Source organism: Actinoplanes sp. NPDC051405 (assembly GCF_055586185.1).
In genome coordinates this window covers 45,973-65,785 of record NZ_JBVJIR010000005.1, presented here as the reverse complement: position 1 = coordinate 65,785, position 19,813 = coordinate 45,973, and the positions used below count along the sequence as shown (strand labels likewise).

General features: G+C 72.1%; 15 protein-coding genes. 4 read left to right on the top strand and 11 right to left on the bottom strand.

The window, feature by feature from the left end; genetic code table 11:
- The first annotated feature begins 15 nt into the window (after nucleotides 1-15).
- The 3 genes from ACZ6S4_RS12980 to ACZ6S4_RS12970 all read left to right on the top strand — a co-directional run bounded on the left by ACZ6S4_RS12980 (nucleotide 16) and on the right by ACZ6S4_RS12970 (nucleotide 4,199).
- A complete protein-coding gene (locus tag ACZ6S4_RS12980; protein WP_451909958.1) occupies nucleotides 16-810 on the top strand; it encodes an aldehyde dehydrogenase family protein in 795 nt (264 codons plus the stop codon).
- A gap of 92 nt (nucleotides 811-902) precedes the next feature.
- Complete coding sequence (locus tag ACZ6S4_RS12975; RefSeq protein WP_465475122.1) at nucleotides 903-1,823, top strand: DNA primase; 921 nt, start codon at nucleotides 903-905, stop codon at nucleotides 1,821-1,823.
- Between the two features lie 24 nt (nucleotides 1,824-1,847).
- Complete coding sequence (locus ACZ6S4_RS12970; protein ID WP_465475121.1) at nucleotides 1,848-4,199, top strand: transposase; 2,352 nt, start codon at nucleotides 1,848-1,850, stop codon at nucleotides 4,197-4,199.
- A gap of 1,065 nt (nucleotides 4,200-5,264) precedes the next feature.
- Here the strand turns inward: ACZ6S4_RS12970 and ACZ6S4_RS12965 are convergent.
- From ACZ6S4_RS12965 to ACZ6S4_RS12945, 5 genes are all read right to left on the bottom strand, one after another.
- Nucleotides 5,265-5,852, bottom strand: coding sequence for a GTP-binding protein (locus ACZ6S4_RS12965; protein WP_184998575.1), 588 nt, complete (start codon nucleotides 5,850-5,852; stop codon nucleotides 5,265-5,267).
- A gap of 1 nt (nucleotide 5,853) precedes the next feature.
- Nucleotides 5,854-6,228 carry a DUF742 domain-containing protein gene (locus ACZ6S4_RS12960; RefSeq protein WP_184998576.1) on the bottom strand — a complete coding sequence of 125 codons (375 nt, stop codon included), beginning with the start codon at nucleotides 6,226-6,228 and terminating at the stop codon, nucleotides 5,854-5,856.
- Nucleotides 6,229-6,320: 92 nt separating this feature from the next.
- Complete coding sequence (locus tag ACZ6S4_RS12955; RefSeq protein ID WP_014447580.1) at nucleotides 6,321-6,725, bottom strand: roadblock/LC7 domain-containing protein; 405 nt, start codon at nucleotides 6,723-6,725, stop codon at nucleotides 6,321-6,323.
- Nucleotides 6,722-10,396: a sensor histidine kinase gene (locus ACZ6S4_RS12950; RefSeq protein ID WP_465475120.1), complete on the bottom strand. Its 3,675-nt coding sequence runs from the start codon at nucleotides 10,394-10,396 to the stop codon at nucleotides 6,722-6,724. The genes ACZ6S4_RS12955 and ACZ6S4_RS12950 overlap by 4 nt, the downstream gene beginning before the upstream one ends.
- Before the next feature lie 447 nt (nucleotides 10,397-10,843).
- Nucleotides 10,844-11,911, bottom strand: a complete 1,068-nt coding sequence (locus ACZ6S4_RS12945; protein ID WP_465475119.1) for an adenosine deaminase — start codon at nucleotides 11,909-11,911, stop codon at nucleotides 10,844-10,846.
- A 26-nt stretch (nucleotides 11,912-11,937) separates the two neighbouring features.
- On the opposite strand from ACZ6S4_RS12945, the gene ACZ6S4_RS12940 reads away from it, so the two are divergent.
- Nucleotides 11,938-12,747, top strand: a complete 810-nt coding sequence (locus tag ACZ6S4_RS12940; protein WP_465475118.1) for a putative RNA methyltransferase — start codon at nucleotides 11,938-11,940, stop codon at nucleotides 12,745-12,747.
- Between the two features lie 6 nt (nucleotides 12,748-12,753).
- On the opposite strand, the gene ACZ6S4_RS12935 is transcribed toward ACZ6S4_RS12940, so the two are convergent.
- The 6 genes from ACZ6S4_RS12935 to ACZ6S4_RS12910 form a co-directional block, all read right to left on the bottom strand.
- Nucleotides 12,754-13,431 carry a DUF4272 domain-containing protein gene (locus ACZ6S4_RS12935; protein ID WP_465475117.1) on the bottom strand — a complete coding sequence of 226 codons (678 nt, stop codon included), beginning with the start codon at nucleotides 13,429-13,431 and terminating at the stop codon, nucleotides 12,754-12,756.
- A 6-nt stretch (nucleotides 13,432-13,437) separates the two neighbouring features.
- Entirely contained in the window at nucleotides 13,438-14,715 is a 1,278-nt protein-coding gene (locus tag ACZ6S4_RS12930; RefSeq protein WP_465475116.1) for a thymidine phosphorylase, read from the bottom strand.
- Complete coding sequence (locus ACZ6S4_RS12925; RefSeq protein ID WP_465475115.1) at nucleotides 14,712-15,425, bottom strand: cytidine deaminase; 714 nt, start codon at nucleotides 15,423-15,425, stop codon at nucleotides 14,712-14,714. Before ACZ6S4_RS12925 ends, ACZ6S4_RS12930 begins: the two co-directional genes overlap by 4 nt.
- A gap of 57 nt (nucleotides 15,426-15,482) precedes the next feature.
- Nucleotides 15,483-16,751 (bottom strand): ABC transporter permease, encoded by a 1,269-nt coding sequence (locus tag ACZ6S4_RS12920; RefSeq protein WP_465475114.1) that lies wholly within the window; start codon nucleotides 16,749-16,751, stop codon nucleotides 15,483-15,485.
- A gap of 5 nt (nucleotides 16,752-16,756) precedes the next feature.
- Nucleotides 16,757-17,959 (bottom strand): ABC transporter permease, encoded by a 1,203-nt coding sequence (locus ACZ6S4_RS12915; protein ID WP_465475392.1) that lies wholly within the window; start codon nucleotides 17,957-17,959, stop codon nucleotides 16,757-16,759.
- A 131-nt stretch (nucleotides 17,960-18,090) separates the two neighbouring features.
- Complete coding sequence (locus ACZ6S4_RS12910; RefSeq protein WP_465475113.1) at nucleotides 18,091-19,632, bottom strand: ABC transporter ATP-binding protein; 1,542 nt, start codon at nucleotides 19,630-19,632, stop codon at nucleotides 18,091-18,093.
- Nucleotides 19,633-19,813 lie beyond the last annotated feature (181 nt).

The window sequence follows — 19,813 nt, the reverse complement described above, 5'->3', positions numbered from 1 at the left end:
GGCGGTCGGCTCGCGGTGCGCAAGACCTACAAGCTGTACATCGGCGGGGCCTTCCCGCGGAGCGAATCAGGACGGACCTATCTCGTGGACGGCGACAACGTGGCCCTCGCCTCCCGCAAGGACGCCCGCGACGCCGTCGTGGCCGCCCGCAAGGCGCAGCCGAAGTGGGCCGGCGCCACGGCCTACAACCGCGGCCAGGTGCTCTACCGGATCGCCGAGATGGTCGAGGCGCGGCGTGACGAGTTCATCGCGCTGGGCGTCGCGGCCGGTGAGCTGGACGCGGCCGTCGACCGCTGGGTCTGGTACGCGGGCTGGTCCGACAAGATCGCCCAGGTGCACGGCAGCGCCAACCCGGTCGCCGGGCCGTACTTCAACATCTCCGCGCCGGAGCCCACCGGCGTTGTCGGCGTGGTCGCCCCGGCCTCGTTCCTCGGGCTGGTCAGCGTCATCGCGCCGGCGATCGTCACCGGGAACACGGTCGTGGTGCTCGCCGCCGCGCCGCAGGTCGCCGTCACTCTCGCCGAGGTGCTGGCCACCTCCGACGTCCCGGGCGGGGTGGTGAACATTCTCACCGGGCACGCCGCCGAGACCGCGCCGTGGCTCGCCTCGCACGACGACGTCAACGCGCTCGACCTCACCGGCGTGGCCGACCCCGAGCTCGCCACCGAGCTGGAGCGGTCCGCGGCCGGCAACCTCAAGCGGGTCGTCCGCCCGCCGGCCGACACGCCCGACTTCACCGCCGATCCGGGACTGCGGCCGATGACGGCGCTGCTGGAGACCAAGACGGTCTGGCATCCGAAGGGTTTCTGACCTCGGTCGGTCTCCTTTCAGGAGCGCACACTAAGGTGTGTGCCCAGACTCACCCGTCCGAACAGCTCGCTTGAACCAACCCGGAGGTCACCGTGACCAGCCAGTCGCCCGAAGAGGGCTCGACGGTCAAGGAAGAGAAGGCCGTCGTCAAGGACGGGCTCTCCGGCCGTGAGCTGTGGGACGAGGTACGAATCTCGCCCGTCGAGATCGCCATGCCGGGCGGCGTGGGGCTGACGCTGCGGGCGTACCGGCTCGCCTCGGAGCTCACGCCGACCGAGATCGAGACCGACGAGGACGACCCGTTCGACGCCCGGGAGCGTGCGGCTGCGGCCCGCGCTGCCGAGGAGGACGGCGTCATCGTCGACGACGAGTTCGCCGCGCTGGTCGCCGAGGGCGACGCGGGCACGAAGTCGGAGCGCAAATCCGACGGCACGGTCACCACCGAGGACGGCGAGGTCGTGGCCGAGCCCGACCCGGCCGACTTCGCCGACGAGCCGGAAGAGGCGGCTGAGGCCGAGGAGGAGGACGAAGAGGTCCCGATCTTCCTGAGCCACCGGGGCAAGCTGCTCACCTTCAAGACCCCGGAGTCGCTGGTCTCCTTCATTCGTTCGGGTGCACCGCACGACATGGCCCAGCTCGACACCTGGCCGACCGTCGTGGAACGGGTACAGTCGAGCGACATCGACCCGGCGCAGGACGACCGCTACGAGCTGGACCTCGTGGTGGAGAACCTGCGAGGTGGTCACGACACGTGGGATCTGCCGCTGCTGATCGCCGCCGGCGAGGTGGCCCGAGACCTGGGCCACGCTCTGCGCCTCAAGCCCGTGATCCTGGCCCTGGCGCCGGGATCGCCGCTCGACGACCTGGACGAGTCTCTCCGGTCGGCCGAGAGTGGCGGAATGGGCGGTTTCTTCGGACGGCGCAAGCTGCGTAAAATCGGGGCGCAACAGGCGAGTCTGGGTTGGCGCTCGATTATCGGCAAGATCTCTGCCGCTGTGGACTGGCGCGACTGACCCCTCAACAGGGACCATCAGTCCTTGGCCGAATACAGCACTCCCGGGGAGGAGGACGACGCCGTGGCGCTCGTGCGCGTGTACTGCGGTCTGGCGTCGGCTGATGAGACGGTGCGGACGGCCTCGGCCGGCTCGCAACTGACCATCGCCGTGGTGGACGACACGGGAAGGCTGCTCGGCGTCCACGAGATCAGCGACGACCCGGGGGGCTATGCCCAGCTCGGCACGCTGCTCGTGGAACGGACGAGTGGCTTCGCGGACGCCGCGGTCGCCGCCGACAGCGACGACCACATGGTCACGTCGCTGCTGACCGCAGCCGGCCGTCCCCTCGCCGTCGCCGACGACGACTCAGCCGACGACTTCGCCGAACGGTTCGCCGACGACGACTCCCCCGAGGAGATGTCGGCCTCACCGGCGGCCCGTCGCGCCGTGGGCCTCGCCCGCGCACTGCAGGCCGGAGCCCTCACGGCAGCCACCATCCCGGCGCCGCGTGAGCTGGTCAGCTACAAGCCGGTGCTCGCTGCCCACGTCGCGATGCTCAACGGCCGGCACGCCGCTGCCACGTCGCTGCGCGAGGTGCTGCGCGAGCTGTATCCGGCGGCGCTGCGGGCGTACCCGGATCCGGCCCATCCCCTGGCCCTCGCCGTGCTGGACGCGCTCCCGGAGCCCGGCCGCCTCACCGGCCGAGGTCACGACAGTGACCAGGTCGCCGAAGACGTGGCAGCGGAGCTGACCCGCGCCGGCGCCGGCACCGACGACCAGGTCGTCGCCGCTGTCACCGCGCTCGTCGTGGCGATCAGCGAATCCCCCCGCCGAGGCGGGATCAACAAGTCTCTGTCGTCGGCCGCAGCCGACACCGTGCGGCACGCGATCGGCGCTGTCCGGTCCTGCGACTCCGCCTGCGAGGCCATGGTCGGCACGCTCGTCGCCCGCGTGACCCCGCAGTCGCTGAGCGGCAGCCCCGGCCGCCGCCAGGCCGGTTCCCGCCGGGCCGCCGAGCCCGCCGCGAACCAGCGCCCCCGCGAGACCGGCACCCGCATGCCCCGCCCGACGGACACGGGCACCCGCCTGCCCCGCCCGGTGGACACCGGCACTCGGATGCCCCGCCCCGCCGCCGCTGCCGACACGGGCACCCGCCTGCGTCCGGCGGAGACCGGCACCCGGCTGGGCCGCCGCAACCGTCCCGAGCCGGCCGCGGCGAGCCACGCTCCCGCGATGCCGCGCCCGCTGACCAGCCCGCCTGTCGCGCCCGAGCCGGTCATGCCGCCGCCGCTCGCGCCGCGTCCGGTCACCCCGCCGCCGGTTGCTCCGGCTGCCGCGTCGGGGCTGCCCAGCCGTACCCCCGATCCGGGCCCGGCCAGCCGGCCCGTCTCGGTCCCGCCGCCCCCGCCGGGCATGACGCCGATCGTCCCGGGCTCGCGCCCGTCGTCGGTGCCGCCGGCGGACAGCGGCCAGCCGTTCCGCCCGACTTTGACCAACGCGGCCATGAGCAGTGCCCGCGCCGAACGCCAGCGCACGGTCATCCCGCCCCGGGCCAACACCCGCAACGGACAGCCGGCCACGAACGGCGCAACGGACTACTCGCTGCCGATGCCGGCCCAGCGCTCGACGCAGGAGACCCCGGAGCCCGGTTCCCGCGCGAACTGGCCGCTGCTGAACAACAGCGACGAGGCAGCGGCCACACCGCCGCCGGCCGCGGTGAGCAGCCCGCCGTCGGACGGCCGGGTCCGCCCACCGTGGCAGGACATGCCGCAGGAGCCGCCGTCATTGCGCCTGGTGGAGTCGGTGCTCAACGGCCTGACCAACACCCCGGCCGACGTGACGGCGATCACCGAGCCGCCACCGCTGCGCCTGGTCGACGACCGCAGCGGCCGCAACGGCCGAGCAGCAGCCCGCCGCACCACCCTGACCGCCCTGGACCGCAGCACGTCACCCCCGGTCCCCGCCGAAGGCGACGGCGACCTGCTGATCTTCGCGGCGGCCCGGTCGGCGTGGTTCACGGGCCACGACGAGGTAGCCTCGACGAACCTGGACTGGACGAACCCGTCCGACACAGGCTGGCGCGCGGCCGAGAAGGCAGCGACGCCGTCGGTGGCGGCCGAGACGTCGGCCGGCCTGCCGAAGCGGGTTCCGCAGGCCAACCTGGTTCCGGGATCGCCGCTGCGTGAGGAGCGCCCGCTGCGCATCGTCCGGGACGCGGCAAGCATCGCGGCGCACACCACGGGGTACTTCCGGGGGTGGCGGCGCGGCCAGGAGATCGGCGGGTACGCGATCGGTGGGCGGCCGGGTCGTGAAGCGGCCGGTGGCTGGGACTTCAGCCGGGATGGCGGTGCTCAGCAGGAGGACTACCGGAACGCTGGGTATCGCAGCAGCTGACCGCATGCTTTGACGGAACGGCCACGCCCTCATGCGGGGGTGTGGCCGTTTTGCTGTGGGGGCGCTTTGTGTCCGGGAGAGAGCTGGCTGCGGTTCCGCCGTTCGGGTGCCCTGGAGCGTCACGACCAAGGGCCGGGTACGTATCGGGAGGCTCGGCGGGGCCCTGCGCTGCGCGCAGCTCGGGACCCGCGAGCCGCCGGACCTGCGGCCTGGGGCCGGCGGGGCTGCGTGGGTTTGGCAACGTCGCACCGCTCGGCCCACCAAGCCTCGTGCGGCCCGTCTCCGCGCCCCTGAGGGCCGCCGGGCTGGCCTGGCAGGGTTCCGGACTGGCCTGGGGCACAAAGCTGGCCGGGTAAGCCGACTGGGCCCGGGCAGGGCGCCGGGGGACTTGGTAAGGCCGGGCCTGGAAGGCCGGGCCGGGACCGGGCGGGCTTAGAAGGCCGGGCGGGCCGGGCGGGCCGGACGGGCCGGGAAGGCAGGACGGGCCGGGAAGGCCGGGCGAGGCCGGGCGAGGCCGAACGGGGCCGAACGGGGCCGAACGGGGCCGGGCGGGACCGGGCGGGACCGGGCCGGGCGGGCAAGGCGGGGCCGAACGGAGCCGGGCGGGACCGGGCGGGACCGGGCCGGCGGGCAAGGCGGGGCCGGGTCGGGCGGGCAAGGCGGGGCCGGACGGGGCCGGACGGGGGCAAGGCGGGGCCGGGCGGGCTGGTAAAGCCAGGCGAAATGGAAAGATCGGGCGGGCCCGGCGGCGGCCGGCGTTTGGCTCAGCCTTGATGGAGCCGAAGCAATCATGATGAAAGACCCAGCAGCCGCGCTACAGGTCGCGGTGGCCAAGCGCCAGCCCGCCGCTACGCGCAAGGGTCAGCACCCCGCCCCCGACGCACCGGCCAGGCGCGCCGAACGTCCCGCCACAACGATCGGCCATCAGGCAGGCACGCCAGACCCGGCAACGAGCCACAAACTCATTACAGGCGAGAGCCGGGAAGCCCGCCAGCCATCCCCAAAACTGCTTCGGGCATGCAAAAGTCCCGCTCTGTCGAGCAGAGCGGGACCTTCAGCAGCCTGTCAGGCCGGCGCTACCGCACGCGAGCGACGCATAGTCAGCACATACTCGACCAGCGAGATGAGTACGTTCTTCGTCGACTCACGGTTACGGGCGTCGCAGCTCACCACGGGTACGTCGCTGGAGATCGCGAGCGCGTCGCGAACGTCCTGGGCGTTGTGGTACTGCATACCGTCGAAGCAGTTTATGGCGACCAGGTACGGCAACCGTCGATGCTCGAAGAAGTCGATGGCGGCGAAGCAGTCGGCGAGCCGACGCGTGTCCACCATGACCACCGCACCGATGGCTCCCCTGACCAGTTCGTCCCACATGAACCAGAACCGCGTCTGGCCAGGCGTGCCGAACAGGTAGAGGATCAGATCCCGGTCGATGCTGATCCGGCCGAAGTCCATTGCCACCGTGGTCGTCGTCTTACCCGGCACCTGCCGGTTGTCGTCGACACCAACACCGGCGGAGGTCATGATCGCCTCGGTGGTCAGCGGGGTGATCTCAGAGACCGACCCCACCAGCGTCGTCTTACCGACGCCGAAACCACCGGCGATGACAATCTTCGCCGATGTCACACGCCCGGCGGCCGGCCGGCGCGACATGTCAGAGCCTGCGAAGTCCACTCAGCACCCTTTCCAGCAGTTCCGTACCCACCGCATCGGACTCATCATCAAGCGATGTCGGCTCGTACACCGCGACCAGGCCATCGGTGGCCATGTCCGCGACGATCACTCGAGCCACCCCGAGCGGCAGTTGCATGCGTGCGGCGATCTCGGCCAGCGACTGCACTCTGCCGCCGTCGCACATCGCCGCGATGTACTGGTGTTCGCTCCCGCCCCTGCCCGCTCCGGTGGAACGGCCACGCACGGTGGTCTCGACGAGCGCTTCCAGCGCGATTTCCAGCTTCGGCCGGGTCCGGCCACGGGTCACGGCGTACGGTCTGACCAGTGCTCCGGTCGGCTCATCGCGTTCGGGCATCGTCACCGCTCACCCCATCCCTTGGCCCATAGAAGTGTCTCTTGTCGTCAAGCTTTTGGACAGATGCCGGACGGAGCCGGCGGACCATCCGTTCAGCCGAGAACTCCGGCCGCGGACCGCGGCGCGGGCGTGAGCGCCTCGCCGACCCGGTCGACCAGGAGCGCCATCTCGTAGCCCACCTGACCGACGTCGCAGCTGCGGGCTGCGAGCACGGCGAACGACGAACCGTCGGAGATCGACATCAGGAAGAGGAACCCGTTGTCCATCTCGACGACCGTCTGCAGCACCGCACCACCCTCGAAGCACCTCGCGGCGCCCTGAGTGAGGCTGACCAGGCCGGAGGCGATAGCCGCCAGCTGGTCGGCACGGTCACGCGGAAGGTCCCTGGAGGCCGCGAGAAGCAGACCGTCGGCGGAGACCGCGATCGCGTGCGCCACCCCGGGAACGCGGTCGGCAAAGTTGGCGAGCAGCCAACCCAGATCCTGCGTACTTGTCATGCTTCATGCTCCTTGCCAGCCTGCGAGGACTGCTGCCCTCCCGGAGTCTCCTCCGGGTTGGTCGAATTTTCCTTCGTGCGACCCCGCTGCACCCCGCGATGGTAAGCGGACAGGAGCCCGCGAACCGCCTCGGGTGTGCGGCGTTGTACGGAGGTCTCGGCCCGGTCGACGCCACCCGGCACGAGCTGTGCCATCGGCGTACGGCGCGGCAGACCTGCCGTCGTCGTGGTGTCGACCGGCATCTCGGCCGCCTTGCGGGCGGCCTGCCAGCCGTCGTCCGCGGCGGTCTGCCACGGACTCGAGGCAGCGCCGTTCAGTGAGCTGTTGCCGTTGCCGTTCGCCGCGACCGCGCCGACCGGGGCCGGCTCGCGGTCGCCGTTGCGGGACTCCGGGGAGGCCTGCTGGGGCACCCCGACCGAGCGCGCCGGTTCCCCGGTGGAGAAGCGCTGGGTGGTGACCACCGAGTCGGCGTTGTCGTCGTTCGACGGCGCCGGGGTGGCGGCGGGCGCCGGCTTCGCGGGCTCGGTGGGCCGGGCCGTGGTGAACCAGGCCGACTCGAGCTCACGGAAGATAGGCAGTTCCATGGTCTCGTCGGCATACTGCGCCGACGTCTCCCCGGACTGTCGCTGACGCGCCGCGGCCTGGGCGGCGGCGATCTGCGCGGCGGCGGTCGCCTGAGCGGCGGCTGCCTGCGCGGTCGCTGCTTCGTGGGCGGCTGCGGCGGCCGCGGCGGACCGTTCGGCCTCGGACTGCGGCGTGCCGTTCTGCGGGTTGGTCGGGCGGGCAACCTGGGGCTGCGAGCTCGAGGCACCGCGGTCGGAACGGTAGCGGGGCAGCTCCGCCGTCATGTCCAGGGCGGCCGCGAGGCTCTCCGGGACGTGCGGGGCGCTGCTGCTGCCGGACTCGCGCTCCGCGCTGACCGGCGGCCAGGCGGGCGGGGCCGGAGCGGCGGCCGACTGCGGCGCGGGCAGCGCCGAGCTGGGCCTGTTCTGGCCGGGCTGCTGACCCTGGTACGGCGGTGCGGAAGCCGGCGGGGCCGACGACACGGGCGGCGCGGACACCGGCCGGCCACCACCGTACGGCGGGGCGGACGGCACCGGCGGCGCGGACACCGGCGGGACCGGGGGCGCGGAGACCGGCGGCACGAACGTGTTGCGGCTCTGCGACTCCGGGTTGGCCGGCAGCTGACGCGGGATGGTGTGGCCGTACGAGCCCGTGTCCTCGGGCCGGTAGGCGTCACCGTTGCGACGCTGCGGCAGCCCGTCGGGACCGCTGAAGCCCTGCGGGCCGGCCGGCGACTGCGGCCGCGGCGGGATCGGCTCGTTGCTGCGCGGGCCGTGGAAGCCGTTGGCCCCATTCGCGCCGTTGGCGCCGCCGAAGCCGTTGCTGGGGCCACCGAAGCCGTTGCTCGGACCGCCGAAGCCGTTGCCGTTCCCGGCGGGCTCGAAGCCGTTCGAGGGGGCGCCGGTCAGGTCCGACCAGGCCGGGACCGAACGGTTGCCGTTGCCACCGGCGCCGAGCATGCCGCCGGCGGGCATCGGCGGGTTCGGGTCGAACGGACGCCCGGTGGGGTAGCCACCGCGACCGTTGGAGCTGCTCTCGAGGGCCAGCGGCGGCTCGGTGTACGCGTTGCGCGCCGGCTGGTCGTACGGGTTGGCGCCGGGCTGTAGCCGGTTCGCCGCCGAGGCGGAGACCATGACGCTGGCCGGCAGGCCCACGTCGGCGACCGTGCCGCGCTCGGTGTCGGCCGGGCGCAGCTCGACCTTGACGCCGTGCCGGTTGGCCAGGCGGGCGACCACGACCAGGCCCATCATCCGGGAGACGGCCACGTCCACCATCGGCGGCTGGGCGAGCCGCTCGTTGAGGTCGCGCAGCTGCTCGCGGCTGATGCCGATGCCACGGTCCTCGACCGAGAGCACCGCACCGTCGCCCAGGCGCCGGGCCTCGACGATGACGTGCGAGTTCGGCGGGGAGAACGCGGTCGCGTTGTCGAAGAGCTCGGCGACCAGGTGGACCATGTCGTTGACCGCGTGCGCGGACACCTCGATGTCGCGGTCGATCATGCCGAACTCGATGCGGGTGTAGTGCTCGACCTCGGACTGCGCGGCGCGGAGCACGTCGATCAGGGCCGCCGGCTCGCGCTGCACACGGGTCGAGTCGGCACCGGCGAGGACCAGGAGGTTCTCGTCGTTGCGGCGCATCCGGGTGGCGAGGTGGTCGAGCTGGAAGAGCTCGGCCAGCCGGTCCGGGTCCTCCTCGCCGCGCTCGAGGCGGTCGAGGTGACCGATCAGCCGGTCGACCAGGATCTGCGAGCGGCGGGCCAGGTTGACGAACATCGTCGAGACGGAGGACCGCAGGGCGGCCTGCTCGGCCGCGGTGCGGACGGCTTCCAGGTGGACCGCGTTGAACGCCTCGGTCACCTGGCCGAACTCGTCCCGGCTGCGGACCGGCAGCGGCTCGGCGACCTGGTCGGCCACCTGGGCCGGGGTCAGCGAGCCGGTCAGCGCGGGGTCACGCAGCCGCTCGACCGCCTGGGGCAGGCCGAACTGGGCGACGTTGAGAGCACCCTGGCGCAGCTCGCGCAGCGACCGGGCCATCGAGCGGGCGACCAGCCAGGCGAAGATGATGGCCAGCAGCAGCAGGCCGAGCAGGATGCTGGTCTCCACGAAGACCTGCGTCTGCACGTCGTCACGGATCTCGGTGGCCTGCTCCACGACCTGGCTGTCGAGGCGGTTCTCGACGTTGCGGAACAGGTCGTTGTAGCCCTGCATCGCCGCTTCCCACTGGGGGCGGTTGAACGGGATGGACTTGGAGTTGTTCGGGGCCAGTCCCTGCAGCGGGATGGTGAGGTTGGTGGCGTTGCGCTTGGCCGGGCCGCTGACGACCCGGTCGAAGAGTGCCTTGTCCTCGTCGGTCGCGACCTGCCGCATGGTGGCGTCGGAGATCGCATAACCGGTGTCGGTCAGCAGGAACTTGCGCCGCAGGCTGGGCGTGAAGTCCTCGGCGCCGAGGACCTCGAGGCCGACGGCGCGCTGCTGGGCGATGTAGTCCTTGCCGCGGGCGACGGCGGCGACGACCCGCAACTTGTCGCTGAGGTTGGTGTCCTGGGCGAGCTGCGCGGACGCGTCGCGGACGTTCAACAGGTCGTTGATCAGGGGGTCGTAGTTCTCCCTGAGTTCCTGGGTGTTGAAGTCGCCGTTGGCGGTGCGGCTGCGGATCGAGGGCAGCTCGAGCAGGTTGCTGTCGAGCCGCTTGAGCAGGATGTTGACCTGCTCGGGCACGTCGTCGAGGGCGGCCTTCTGCTGCGAGTACGGCAGCTTGGCGGCGTCCACCTTCGGGTGCTCGGCCTTGTAGGCGGCGTCCGCGGCGGTCCGCTCGGGCGTGGTCTTCCTGGTGGTCGCGATCATCACGCCGTAGGCGCGTTCGTTCTGCAGGTGATCGACAAGACCACCGGCGGCCTGCGACAGCACCGACAGGGTGCGGGCGCGCTCGGCGTCACTGGCCTCGTTGATGTGGTCGATCAGGCCGCTGGTGCCGACGACGACCGTCGCCAGCGTGGGCACGAGCATGATGAGCCCGAGCTTCGACCAGATCGGCAGATCCCGCAGCCGGCCGGCCGGCCGGCCGAGACGCGACATGACAGCGTTCGCCGTCTTGGGGCGCTTGCTCACGTCACCGTCCTCCTGATTCGGACCCGGCCATCGGATCACCGGGCACCGCACACGGCCGACTCACCGGGTCGGGCCCCCGAGATTCCATCACGACGAGTGTCAAAGAGAAAGAGCAGCCTGACCCGGACCGTTTGTGTGATGCGATGTTGCGTCCGAAGAGTTGGACATCGCCGGTCAGTCATCACTGCTCGTATAAGGGCGCTTCTCTTTGAGTCACTCGCTCCGAGCGGCGCCACGGGGTTCCCGCACACACCGATCAGACCCGATCCAGCTTCGATCGCGGCAGCACAGACGATTGCTCGCACAGGAGCCGACGGCAAGGCAAGATGCCGGATTGTGCAGTGTTTGAGACAGCACTCTGTCCGAAAGGATGAGGCGGCTGACCGAATCGCCAGTTTCGCGAGACGAAAGTACGGACGTGTCGCCAATGCCGCTTAAAAGGGGACTTTAGGCCAGCAACTTCGCGTACGCCGGCTTGATCACATCGTTGATGATCGCCAGCCGCTCGTCGTACGGGATGAACGCCGACTTCATCGCGTTGATCGTGAACCACTGCAGCTCACTCCAGCCCCACCCGAAGGCCTCGGCCAGCAGCGCCATCTCGCGCGACATCGACGTACCGCTCATCAGCCGGTTGTCGGTGTTGACCGTGACCCGGAAGCGCAGGTCGTGCAGCAGCCCGATGGGGTGCTCGGCGATCGACGGCGCCGCGCCGGTCTGCACGTTGGACGACGGGCACAGCTCCAGCGGGATCCGCTTGTCCCGCACGTACGACGACAGCCGCCCCAGGCTCGTCCCGGTGATGTCGTCCACGATCCGCACGCCGTGGCCCAGCCGGTCGGCGCCGCACCACTGGATCGCCTGCCAGATGGACGGCAGCCCGAAGGCCTCGCCGGCGTGGATGGTGAAGTGGAAGTTCTCCCGCTGCAGATACTCGAACGCGTCCAGGTGCCGGGTGGGCGGGAAGCCCGCCTCCGCGCCGGCGATGTCGAAGCCGACCACTCCGGTGTCGCGGTACCGCACCGCCAGCTCGGCAATCTCCTGGGACCGGGCGGCGTGCCGCATCGCGGTCAGCAGCGTGCCGATCCGGATGTGGTGACCCAGTGCGGCCGCCTCGGCGCAACCCTCGCGGAATCCGGCGTGCACCGCGTCGACGACCGCGTCCAGGCTCAGCCCGCGCTCCAGATGCTGCTCCGGGGCGTACCGGATCTCGGCGTAGACGACGCCGTCGGCGGCCAGGTCCAGCGCGCACTCCTTGGCCACCCGGTGCAGGCCCGCCTCGGTCTGCATCACCGCGACGGTGTGCGCGAAGGTCTCCAGGTAGCGTTCCAGCGACCCGGAGTCGGCCGCGGCGACGAACCAGTCCCCCAGCCGGGCCGGGTCGGTCTCGGGCAGGTCGTGCCCGATCTCGGCGGCGAGCTCCACGATCGTGGCGGGCCGCAGCCCACCGTCGAGGTGGTCGTGCAGCAGGGCCTTCGGGGCGTTGACGATGTCGGCGTGGGTGATGGCGACCATCAACAGATGCTAGAGGGAAGCAGCGGATGATCGACGGAGCATTGCCGTACCTGCGCTGCCCGGTGTGCGGCGAAGGGCTGGCCCGGACCGGCGACCAGGCCCTGCGGTGCCGCCAGGGGCACAGCTTCGACATCGCGCGGCAGGGCTACGTGAACCTGACGGCGGGCCGGTCGCCCCATCCGGGCGACTCGGCCGAGATGATCGCGGACCGGGCGGCCTTCCTGGCCGAAGGCCATTACACCTTCATCGCGGAGGCGCTGGCCGAGACGGTACGGGCAGACGACGGCCTGGTCCTCGACGCGGGTACGGGCACCGGTGACTACCTGGCGCAAGTCCTCGACGCCCTGCCGGCTGTCCCGGGTCTCGGCCTCGACGTGTCGAAACCCGCCCTGCGCCGCGCCGCCCGCGCCCATCCCCGGGCCGGCGCCGCCCTGGCCGACCTCTGGCGTCCCCTCCCACTGGCCGACGCCTCGGTATCGGTCCTGCTGAACGTCTTCGCCCCGCGCAACGGCCCGGAGTTCCACCGGGTCCTGCGCCGCGACGGCATGCTCCTCGTCGTCACCCCGGCCCCGGAACACCTGCGGGAGCTGGTGACCGCCCACGGCCTGATCCGGGTCGACCCGGCCAAGGCCGATCGGGTGGCGGAGACACTGGGCCCGAGCTTCCGCGCGGAGAGCACGACGACCCATCGCCGCCGGCTCAGCCTGACGGCCATGGAGACCCGGACCCTGATCGGGATGACCCCGAGCGCCCGCCATGTCCCCCTGGACAAGATCAGGGCCGCGGAGCAGACCGTCACCGCGGCGGTGACCCTGACCGTCTACCGCCCGGTGTAGCCGCGGTTACACGGAGAGGTCGACCTCTTCCCACTCCGGCGGCTCCTCGTGGTACGGCCCCACGAACACCACCCCCCACTCGAGCGCCCACCTGCGCTGCCCGATGGCGTTGCTGTCCATCTCCCCCGGCACCGGCACGCCGGCCTTCTCCGATTCCTGGAACGCCCAGTCCAGGCAGTAGTAGAGGTCGAGCAGCACCGCCGCCTCGATCGCGTCCCGCGGCGCCACCAGCGACCGCGACCGCCACCGGTCGAACAGCTCCCCGCCGGGCAGGTCCGGCATCTGCTGCATCAGCCTGTCCTCGGGCGGTTCGGTCGGGTCCAGGTGCCGGCTTAGCCCCAACAGCCAGGCCAGCGCGAACACCGCGTCGTGGTGCAGCACGAAGGACCGGTGGTCACCCTTGCCGCCGGCCACGAACTGCCACTCCGGCGGTGTGACGAAATCCACCAGGTGCGAGCTGAGCAACCAGGTCATCGCCGCCTCGGTGGGCATGCCGAAGCAGCGGGCCACCACCACGTGCAGGACCGCCGCCCGGGCCTCGATCTCGGCCGTCGCGCGCAGCTGCACGCCGTCCCCCGGCTCCCAGACCAGCGGGAACGCCGGTGGCGGCAGCGGCAGTCCGAGCCGGTGCAGCTCGTCCAGGCTGGCGTCGCGCACCGCTCGGGGATCGGGGGCGGCCTTCATGACCGATCAGGCTATGCGGTCGATCAGCAGCGGTGCGGGGGCGGGCGCGCCCGGCGCGATCCGGACCGCGCCCTCGGCGGTGGCCAGCGCCGCCGGGATCCGGCCGGCGTCATCGGTACGCAGTTCGAGCAGCACGTCGCCGGCCCGTACGGTGTCTCCTGGGCGCACCTTGAGCATGATCCCGGCGCCGAAGCTCACCGGGTCCTCCTTGCGGGCCCGTCCCGCGCCGAGCCGCCAGGCCGCCAGGCCCACGTCCAGCGCGTCGATGCCCGCGACCACACCGTCGGTGCCGGCGCGCAGCACCTCGGTCTCGCGGGCGGTGGGCAGCGCCGCGTCCGGGTCGCCGCCCTGGGCCCGGATCATCGCCCGCCACGAGTCCATCGCCGCGCCGGACTTGAGCACCTCGGCCGGGTCGGTGTCCAGGCCGGCCGCGGCCAGCATCTCCCGGGCCAGGGCCAGGGTCAGCTCCACCACGTCGGCCGGACCGCCACCGGCCAGCACCTCCAGCGACTCCTGGACCTCGATCGCGTTGCCGACGGCCAGGCCCAGCGGGGTGTTCATGTCGGTGAGCAGGGCGACCGTCCGGACGCCGTGCGCGGTGCCCAGCTCGACCATGGTCCGGGCCAGCTCGCGGGCCGTGTCGACGTCCTTCATGAACGCGCCGGTGCCGACCTTGACGTCGAGCACCAGCGCGCCGGTGCCCTCGGCGATCTTCTTGCTCATGATCGAGCTGGCGATCAGCGGGATGGCCTCGACCGTGCCGGTGACGTCGCGCAGGGCGTACAGCTTGCGGTCGGCGGGGGCGAGCCCGTCGCCGGCCGCGCAGATGACCGCACCGACGTCCCGGAGCTGACGGACGAACTCGTCGTTGCTCAGGGCCGCCCGCCAGCCCGGGATCGACTCGAGCTTGTCGAGGGTGCCGCCGGTGTGCCCGAGGCCGCGCCCGGAGAGCTGCGGCACGGCCGCGCCGCAGGCGGCGACCAGCGGGGTCAGCGGCAACGTGATCTTGTCGCCGACGCCGCCGGTGGAGTGCTTGTCCACGGTCGGCCGGGAGACGGCCGACAGGTCCAGGCGCTCGCCGCTGGCGATCATCGCCGCGGTCCAGCGGGCGATCTCCGCAGGGGTCATCCCGCGCAGCAGGATGGCCATGGCGAGCGCGGACATCTGCTCGTCGGCGACGGCACCCCGGGTGTACGCGTCCACGACCCAGTCGATCGCGGCGTCGGAGAGCACCCCGCCGTCCCGCTTGGTCCGGATGACGTCGACCGCGGCGAACTCGCTCATGATTGCTCCCACTTGGTTCCGATGCCTTCCGGCGGTTCGCCCTCGCCGGCCCAGGACAGGCCGCCCTCGGCGTCGACGACCACGACCCTGGGGGTACGGGTGAGCCCCCAGGTCACCGCCGCACCGGCGGTCGCGAAGTTCGGCCCCTCCTCGAGGACACCCTTCTCCGCCTCGGCCTCACCGGGGCTGCCGGCCGACCGCTCCCAGTAGCCGGTCCACACCTGCTCGCCGCCGGAGAGGTCCGGGTGCACGAACACCGTCCCGCGGCCGCGCCACTTGGCGAGCTGGGCGGGCACGGCCGGCACCGCCGACGGCCCGGTGACCTTCTCGATGTCGTCGGGCCCGAACGCGTTCGGCAGCAGCTCCGCCATCCGCAGCGGCCGGGGCAGCGCCTCCACCAGGCAGTCCGCCCCGCCGTGCTCGTACAGCAGCTGGCGGCAGCGGCCGCACGGCATCAGCGGCAGGCCGTTGGCGTCCACGCACGAGACGGCGACCAGCCGGCCCCCGCCGGTGGCGTGCAGCGAGCTGACCAGGCCGCACTCGGCGCAGAGGCCGACGCCGTACGACGCGTTCTCCACGTTGCAGCCGACCACGACCCGGCCGTCGTCGACGAGCCCGGCCACCCCGACCGGGAAGTCGGAGTACGGGGCGTAGGCGCGGCGCATGGCCTCGATGGCGGCGGCCCGCAGCGAGCCCCAGTCGATCTCCATGCCGCCGATTCTGCCCCACCACCGTTCCGGCCGGTCGCGGCTCCCCTGAACGGCCGGTCAGCTCTTGATGTAGGGCTGCCCGTCGGCGGCCGGCGCGCGGACCCGGCCGACCAGTCCGGCCACCGCGATGATGGTCGCCAGGTACGGCAGCATGTTGAGGAACTGGCTCGGCACCGAGCTGCCCGCGACGCTGAGATAGGTCGCCAGCTTCTGCGCGAAGCCGAAGAACAGCGCCGCCCCGAGCGCCCCGAACGGCGTCCAGCGACCGAAGATCAGCGCCGCCAGCGCGATGAAGCCGGCGCCCGCCGTCATGTTCTTGTTGAAGCTGCCCGTCGCCACCAGAGTGAAGTAGGCGCCACCGGCACCCGCGATCAGGCCGCCCAGCAGCACGTTGAGGTAGCGCAGGCCGCGTACCCGGATGCCGACCGTGTCGGCCGCCGTCGGGTGCTCGCCCACCGCCCGGGTCCGCAGGCCCCAGCGGGTCCGGGTGAGCCCGAAGTGGATCGCGAAGACCAGGATCAGGGCCAGCCAGACCAGCAGGTTCGTGTCGAACAGGACCGGGCCGACGACCGGGATGTCGGCCAGGCCGGGGATGCGCCACTCGGGCATCCGCGGCGGCTGGTTGTACGACTGCGCGTCGGTCTGCATGAGTCGCTCGTAGAGGAAGCCGGTCATGCCCAGCGCCAGCAGGTTGAGCACGATGCCGACCACGACCTGGTCCACCAGGTAGCGGATCGCCAGCACGGCCAGGATCGCCGCGATGAGCACGCCGCCGACCGCCGCGCTGAACAGGCCGGCCCAGACGCTGGTCGCCATCGTGCCGACCAGGGCCGCGCCGAACGCGCCCATCAGGAACTGGCCCTCGATGGCCACGTTGACCACGCCGGAGCGTTCGCCGAGCACGCCGGCCAGGGCGCCGAGCACCAGCGGGACCGCGAGCTCCAGCGTGCCGCTCGCCGTGTCGACCAGCGGCAGGAACTTGCCCGCCACCTGCCAGCACAGGAACGACAGCACGAAGCCGAGGATGCCCAGGCTCAGCACGGAGGTCTGGTACCGGCGGGCCAGCCCGGCCAGCAGCACCGCACCCGCGGCCACCGAGACCAGGCCGAACAGGATGGTGCCGAGCTGGCCGTTGATGGACAGCGCCGCGCCCGCGGCGTCCTCGCTCAAGGTGAAGCGGGCGGTCTTCGAGGGGGCGAGCGGCCCGAAGATGGCCGTCGCGATCAGGCCGATCAGCACCACGCCGACCCCGAGCCGCCGCTGCCGGTCCCAGAACCGGGCCGGGGCCGCGGTCTGTGTCAGGTCCTCCACTGTCGCCGTCGACACCGGGGTCACCAGCCCTTCGCCATCGATGCGCCGAGCCGCGCGGAGCGGGCGGCCCGCAGGTGGAAGATCGCCTTCACGAGGGCCGGGGCGGCGATGAAGATGACGATCAGGGCCTGGAGCACGGTCACCAGCTCCAGGGAGATGCTCGAGAACGACTGCATCCGGTTGCCGCCGGCCCGCAGCGCGCCGAACAGCACCGCGGCGGCCAGGGTGCCCCACGGCCGGTTCCGGCCGAGCAGGGCGACCAGCAGGCCGTCGAAGCCGATGTTGCCGGCCACCTGGGTGGTCAGCGCGTGCGCGGTGCCCAGCACCTGGGTCGCGCCGCCGAGCCCGGCCAGGCCACCGGCGGTGACCATGAGCAGGGTGTACGTGCGCGCGACGCTGATGCCCGCGGTCCGGGCGGCGGCCGGGTTGGCACCGACCGCGCGCAGCTCGAAACCGAACGCCGACCGGTTGAGCAGCCAGGCGACCGCCGCGGTGGCCAGCACGGCCAGCACGATGCCCAGGTTCACCCGGACCTCGCCGCCGACGGCCGGCAGCTGCGCCGAGGAGTCGACCGGCTCGCTGATCGCGTCGCTGCGCCCGCTCTGCTGGATGCCCTTCTGCAGGATCAGCCAGCTCAGGAACAGGTTGGCGGTGTAGTTCAGCATGATCGTGACGATGACCTCGTGGGCGCCGGTGCGGGCCTTGAGGATGCCCGGCACGAAGCCCCAGAGCGCGCCGCCGAGCAGCCCGGCGACGAGCGCGGCGATCAGGTGGATCACCGGCGGCAGCGGCAGCAGGAAGCCGGCCAGCGCGGCGCAGATCGTGCCGACGACCGCCTGGCCCTGGCCACCGATGTTGAACAGGCCGCCGCGGAACGCCAGCGCCACCGACAGGCCGGTGAAGACCAGCGGGGCCGCGTACGTCAGCGTCTCGGAGATCGGGAAGACGACCTGGCGCCAGGTGCCGGTGCCGTTGCTCCAGGCGGTGATCGCGGCCGGGTCGACGATCGCGCCCTTGAACAGATCCGCGTACGCGTTGCTGACCACGGTCCAGCTGGCGTTGAGCGCGTCGCCGGGCCGGGCGGTGAGGTACGAGAACGTGTCCAGCACCGCCGGGTCGGACACGATGATCAGGATCGCGCCGATGACCATGGCCATGATGACCGAGAGCACGGTCACGGTGACCGTGTTGGCCGCCCACAGGTTGTGCAGGAAGTGACTCAGGAAGGAGTCGTCGTCGCCCGGCTTCTTGTCCGGGGCGGCGGCCGGCTTGTCCTGCACGCCCGTGGCGACAGCCGGGTCCGCGGCCGGCTCGTCGGCCGGCTTCCGCGGTGCGCCGACCGGTTCGTCGGTGGTCACTTGGTCCCCTTCTCTGCGGCCCCGTCGCCGTCCGCCGCCGGCCCGGTGCCCGGCTCGGTCACCGGCTCGGCCGGCGCCGCGGCCGAGGGGTCCGTGATGCCGGCCATCAGCAGGCCGATCTCCTCGCGAGGCGTGTCCGGCGAGACGATCGCCAGGATCCGCCCCCTGTACATGACCGCGATCCGGTCGGCCAGCGCCGCGACCTCGTCCAGCTCGCTGGAGACCACCAGCACCGCGGTGCCGACGTCCCGCTCGTGCACGACACGGCCGTGGATGAACTCGATCGAGCCGACGTCCACGCCGCGGGTCGGCTGCGAGGCGATGAACAGCCGCAGCGGCCGGGACAGCTCCCGGGCCACCACGACCTTCTGCTGGTTGCCGCCGGAGAGGGTGCTGACCGCCGCGTCCGGTGAGGACGTACGGATGTCGAACTGCTCCACCCGCTCGCGGGCCGCCGCGGCGACCGCCGCCGGGTTGAGCCGGAAGGCGTTGCCGTACGGCGCCCGGTCGTACTGGTCGAGCACCAGGTTCTCGGCGACGGTGAACTCCTTGACCACGCCGTCGAGACTGCGGTCCTCGGGCACGTAGCCGACGCCGGAGCGCAGGATCTGCTTGGTGGTCATGCCGGTCAGGTCCTCGTTGTCGACCTGGATGGTCCCGGCCCGCGGCTCGCGCAGGCCCATCACGGCCTCCACCAGCTCGGTCTGGCCGTTGCCCTGCACACCCGCGACGCCGAGCACCTCGCCGGCCCGCACGACCAGGTCGACGCCGTCCACCGCGCGTACGCCGCGGTCGTCGTCGACGATCAGGCCGGAGATCTTGAGGACCTCCCGGCCCGGCTCGGCGGGGGCCTTGGTGACCTCCAGGTTGACCGCGCGGCCGACCATCAGGGCGGCCAGCTCGTCCTCGGGGGTGTCCGGGGAGGCGGTCCCTACGGTGCGGCCACGGCGGATCACCGTGATCCGGTCGGCGATCTGCTTGACCTCTTTGAGCTTGTGGGTGATGAAGACGATGGACTTGCCGGCGGCGGCGAGGCTGCGCATGACCTCGAGCAGCTCGCCGGTCTCCTGCGGGGTCAGCACCGCGGTCGGCTCGTCGAGGATCAGCAGGTCGACGTCGCGGGTCAGCGCCTTGACGATCTCGACCCGCTGCTGGGCGCCGACCGGCAGGTTCTCCACCAGCGCGTCCGGGTCGACCGGCAGGCCGTAGCGCTCGGAGACCTCCAGCACCTCGCGCCGGGCCCGGCGCCGGTCCAGGAAACCGGCCCGCGCCTTCTCCGCGCCGAGGGCGATGTTCTCCGCCACGGTGAAGACCGGTACGAGCATGAAGTGCTGGTGCACCATGCCGATGCCGGCCGCGATGGCGTCGCGGGGGCTGCGGAAGGTCCGCGCCACGCCGTCGACGAGCACCTCGCCCTCGTCGGGCTGGAGCAGCCCGTAGAGCTGGTTCATCAGGGTGGACTTGCCCGCGCCGTTCTCGCCGAGCAGGGCGTGCACCTCACCCGGTTCGACGGTCAGGTCGATGTGGTCGTTGGCCACCAGGTCGCCGAAGCGCTTGGTGATGCCGCGCAGTTCGAGTCTCAGCGGAATCTCCTGCAGACGAGAGGCTGGTGATCAACGGGGGGACGTTAGCAGCCCGAGCAGAGCCGCCGCGCAGGCCGCGGGGGTGGACCCCACGACCGCGCGGCGGCCGGATTGCTAGCTCGTGACCCGGTGGCCC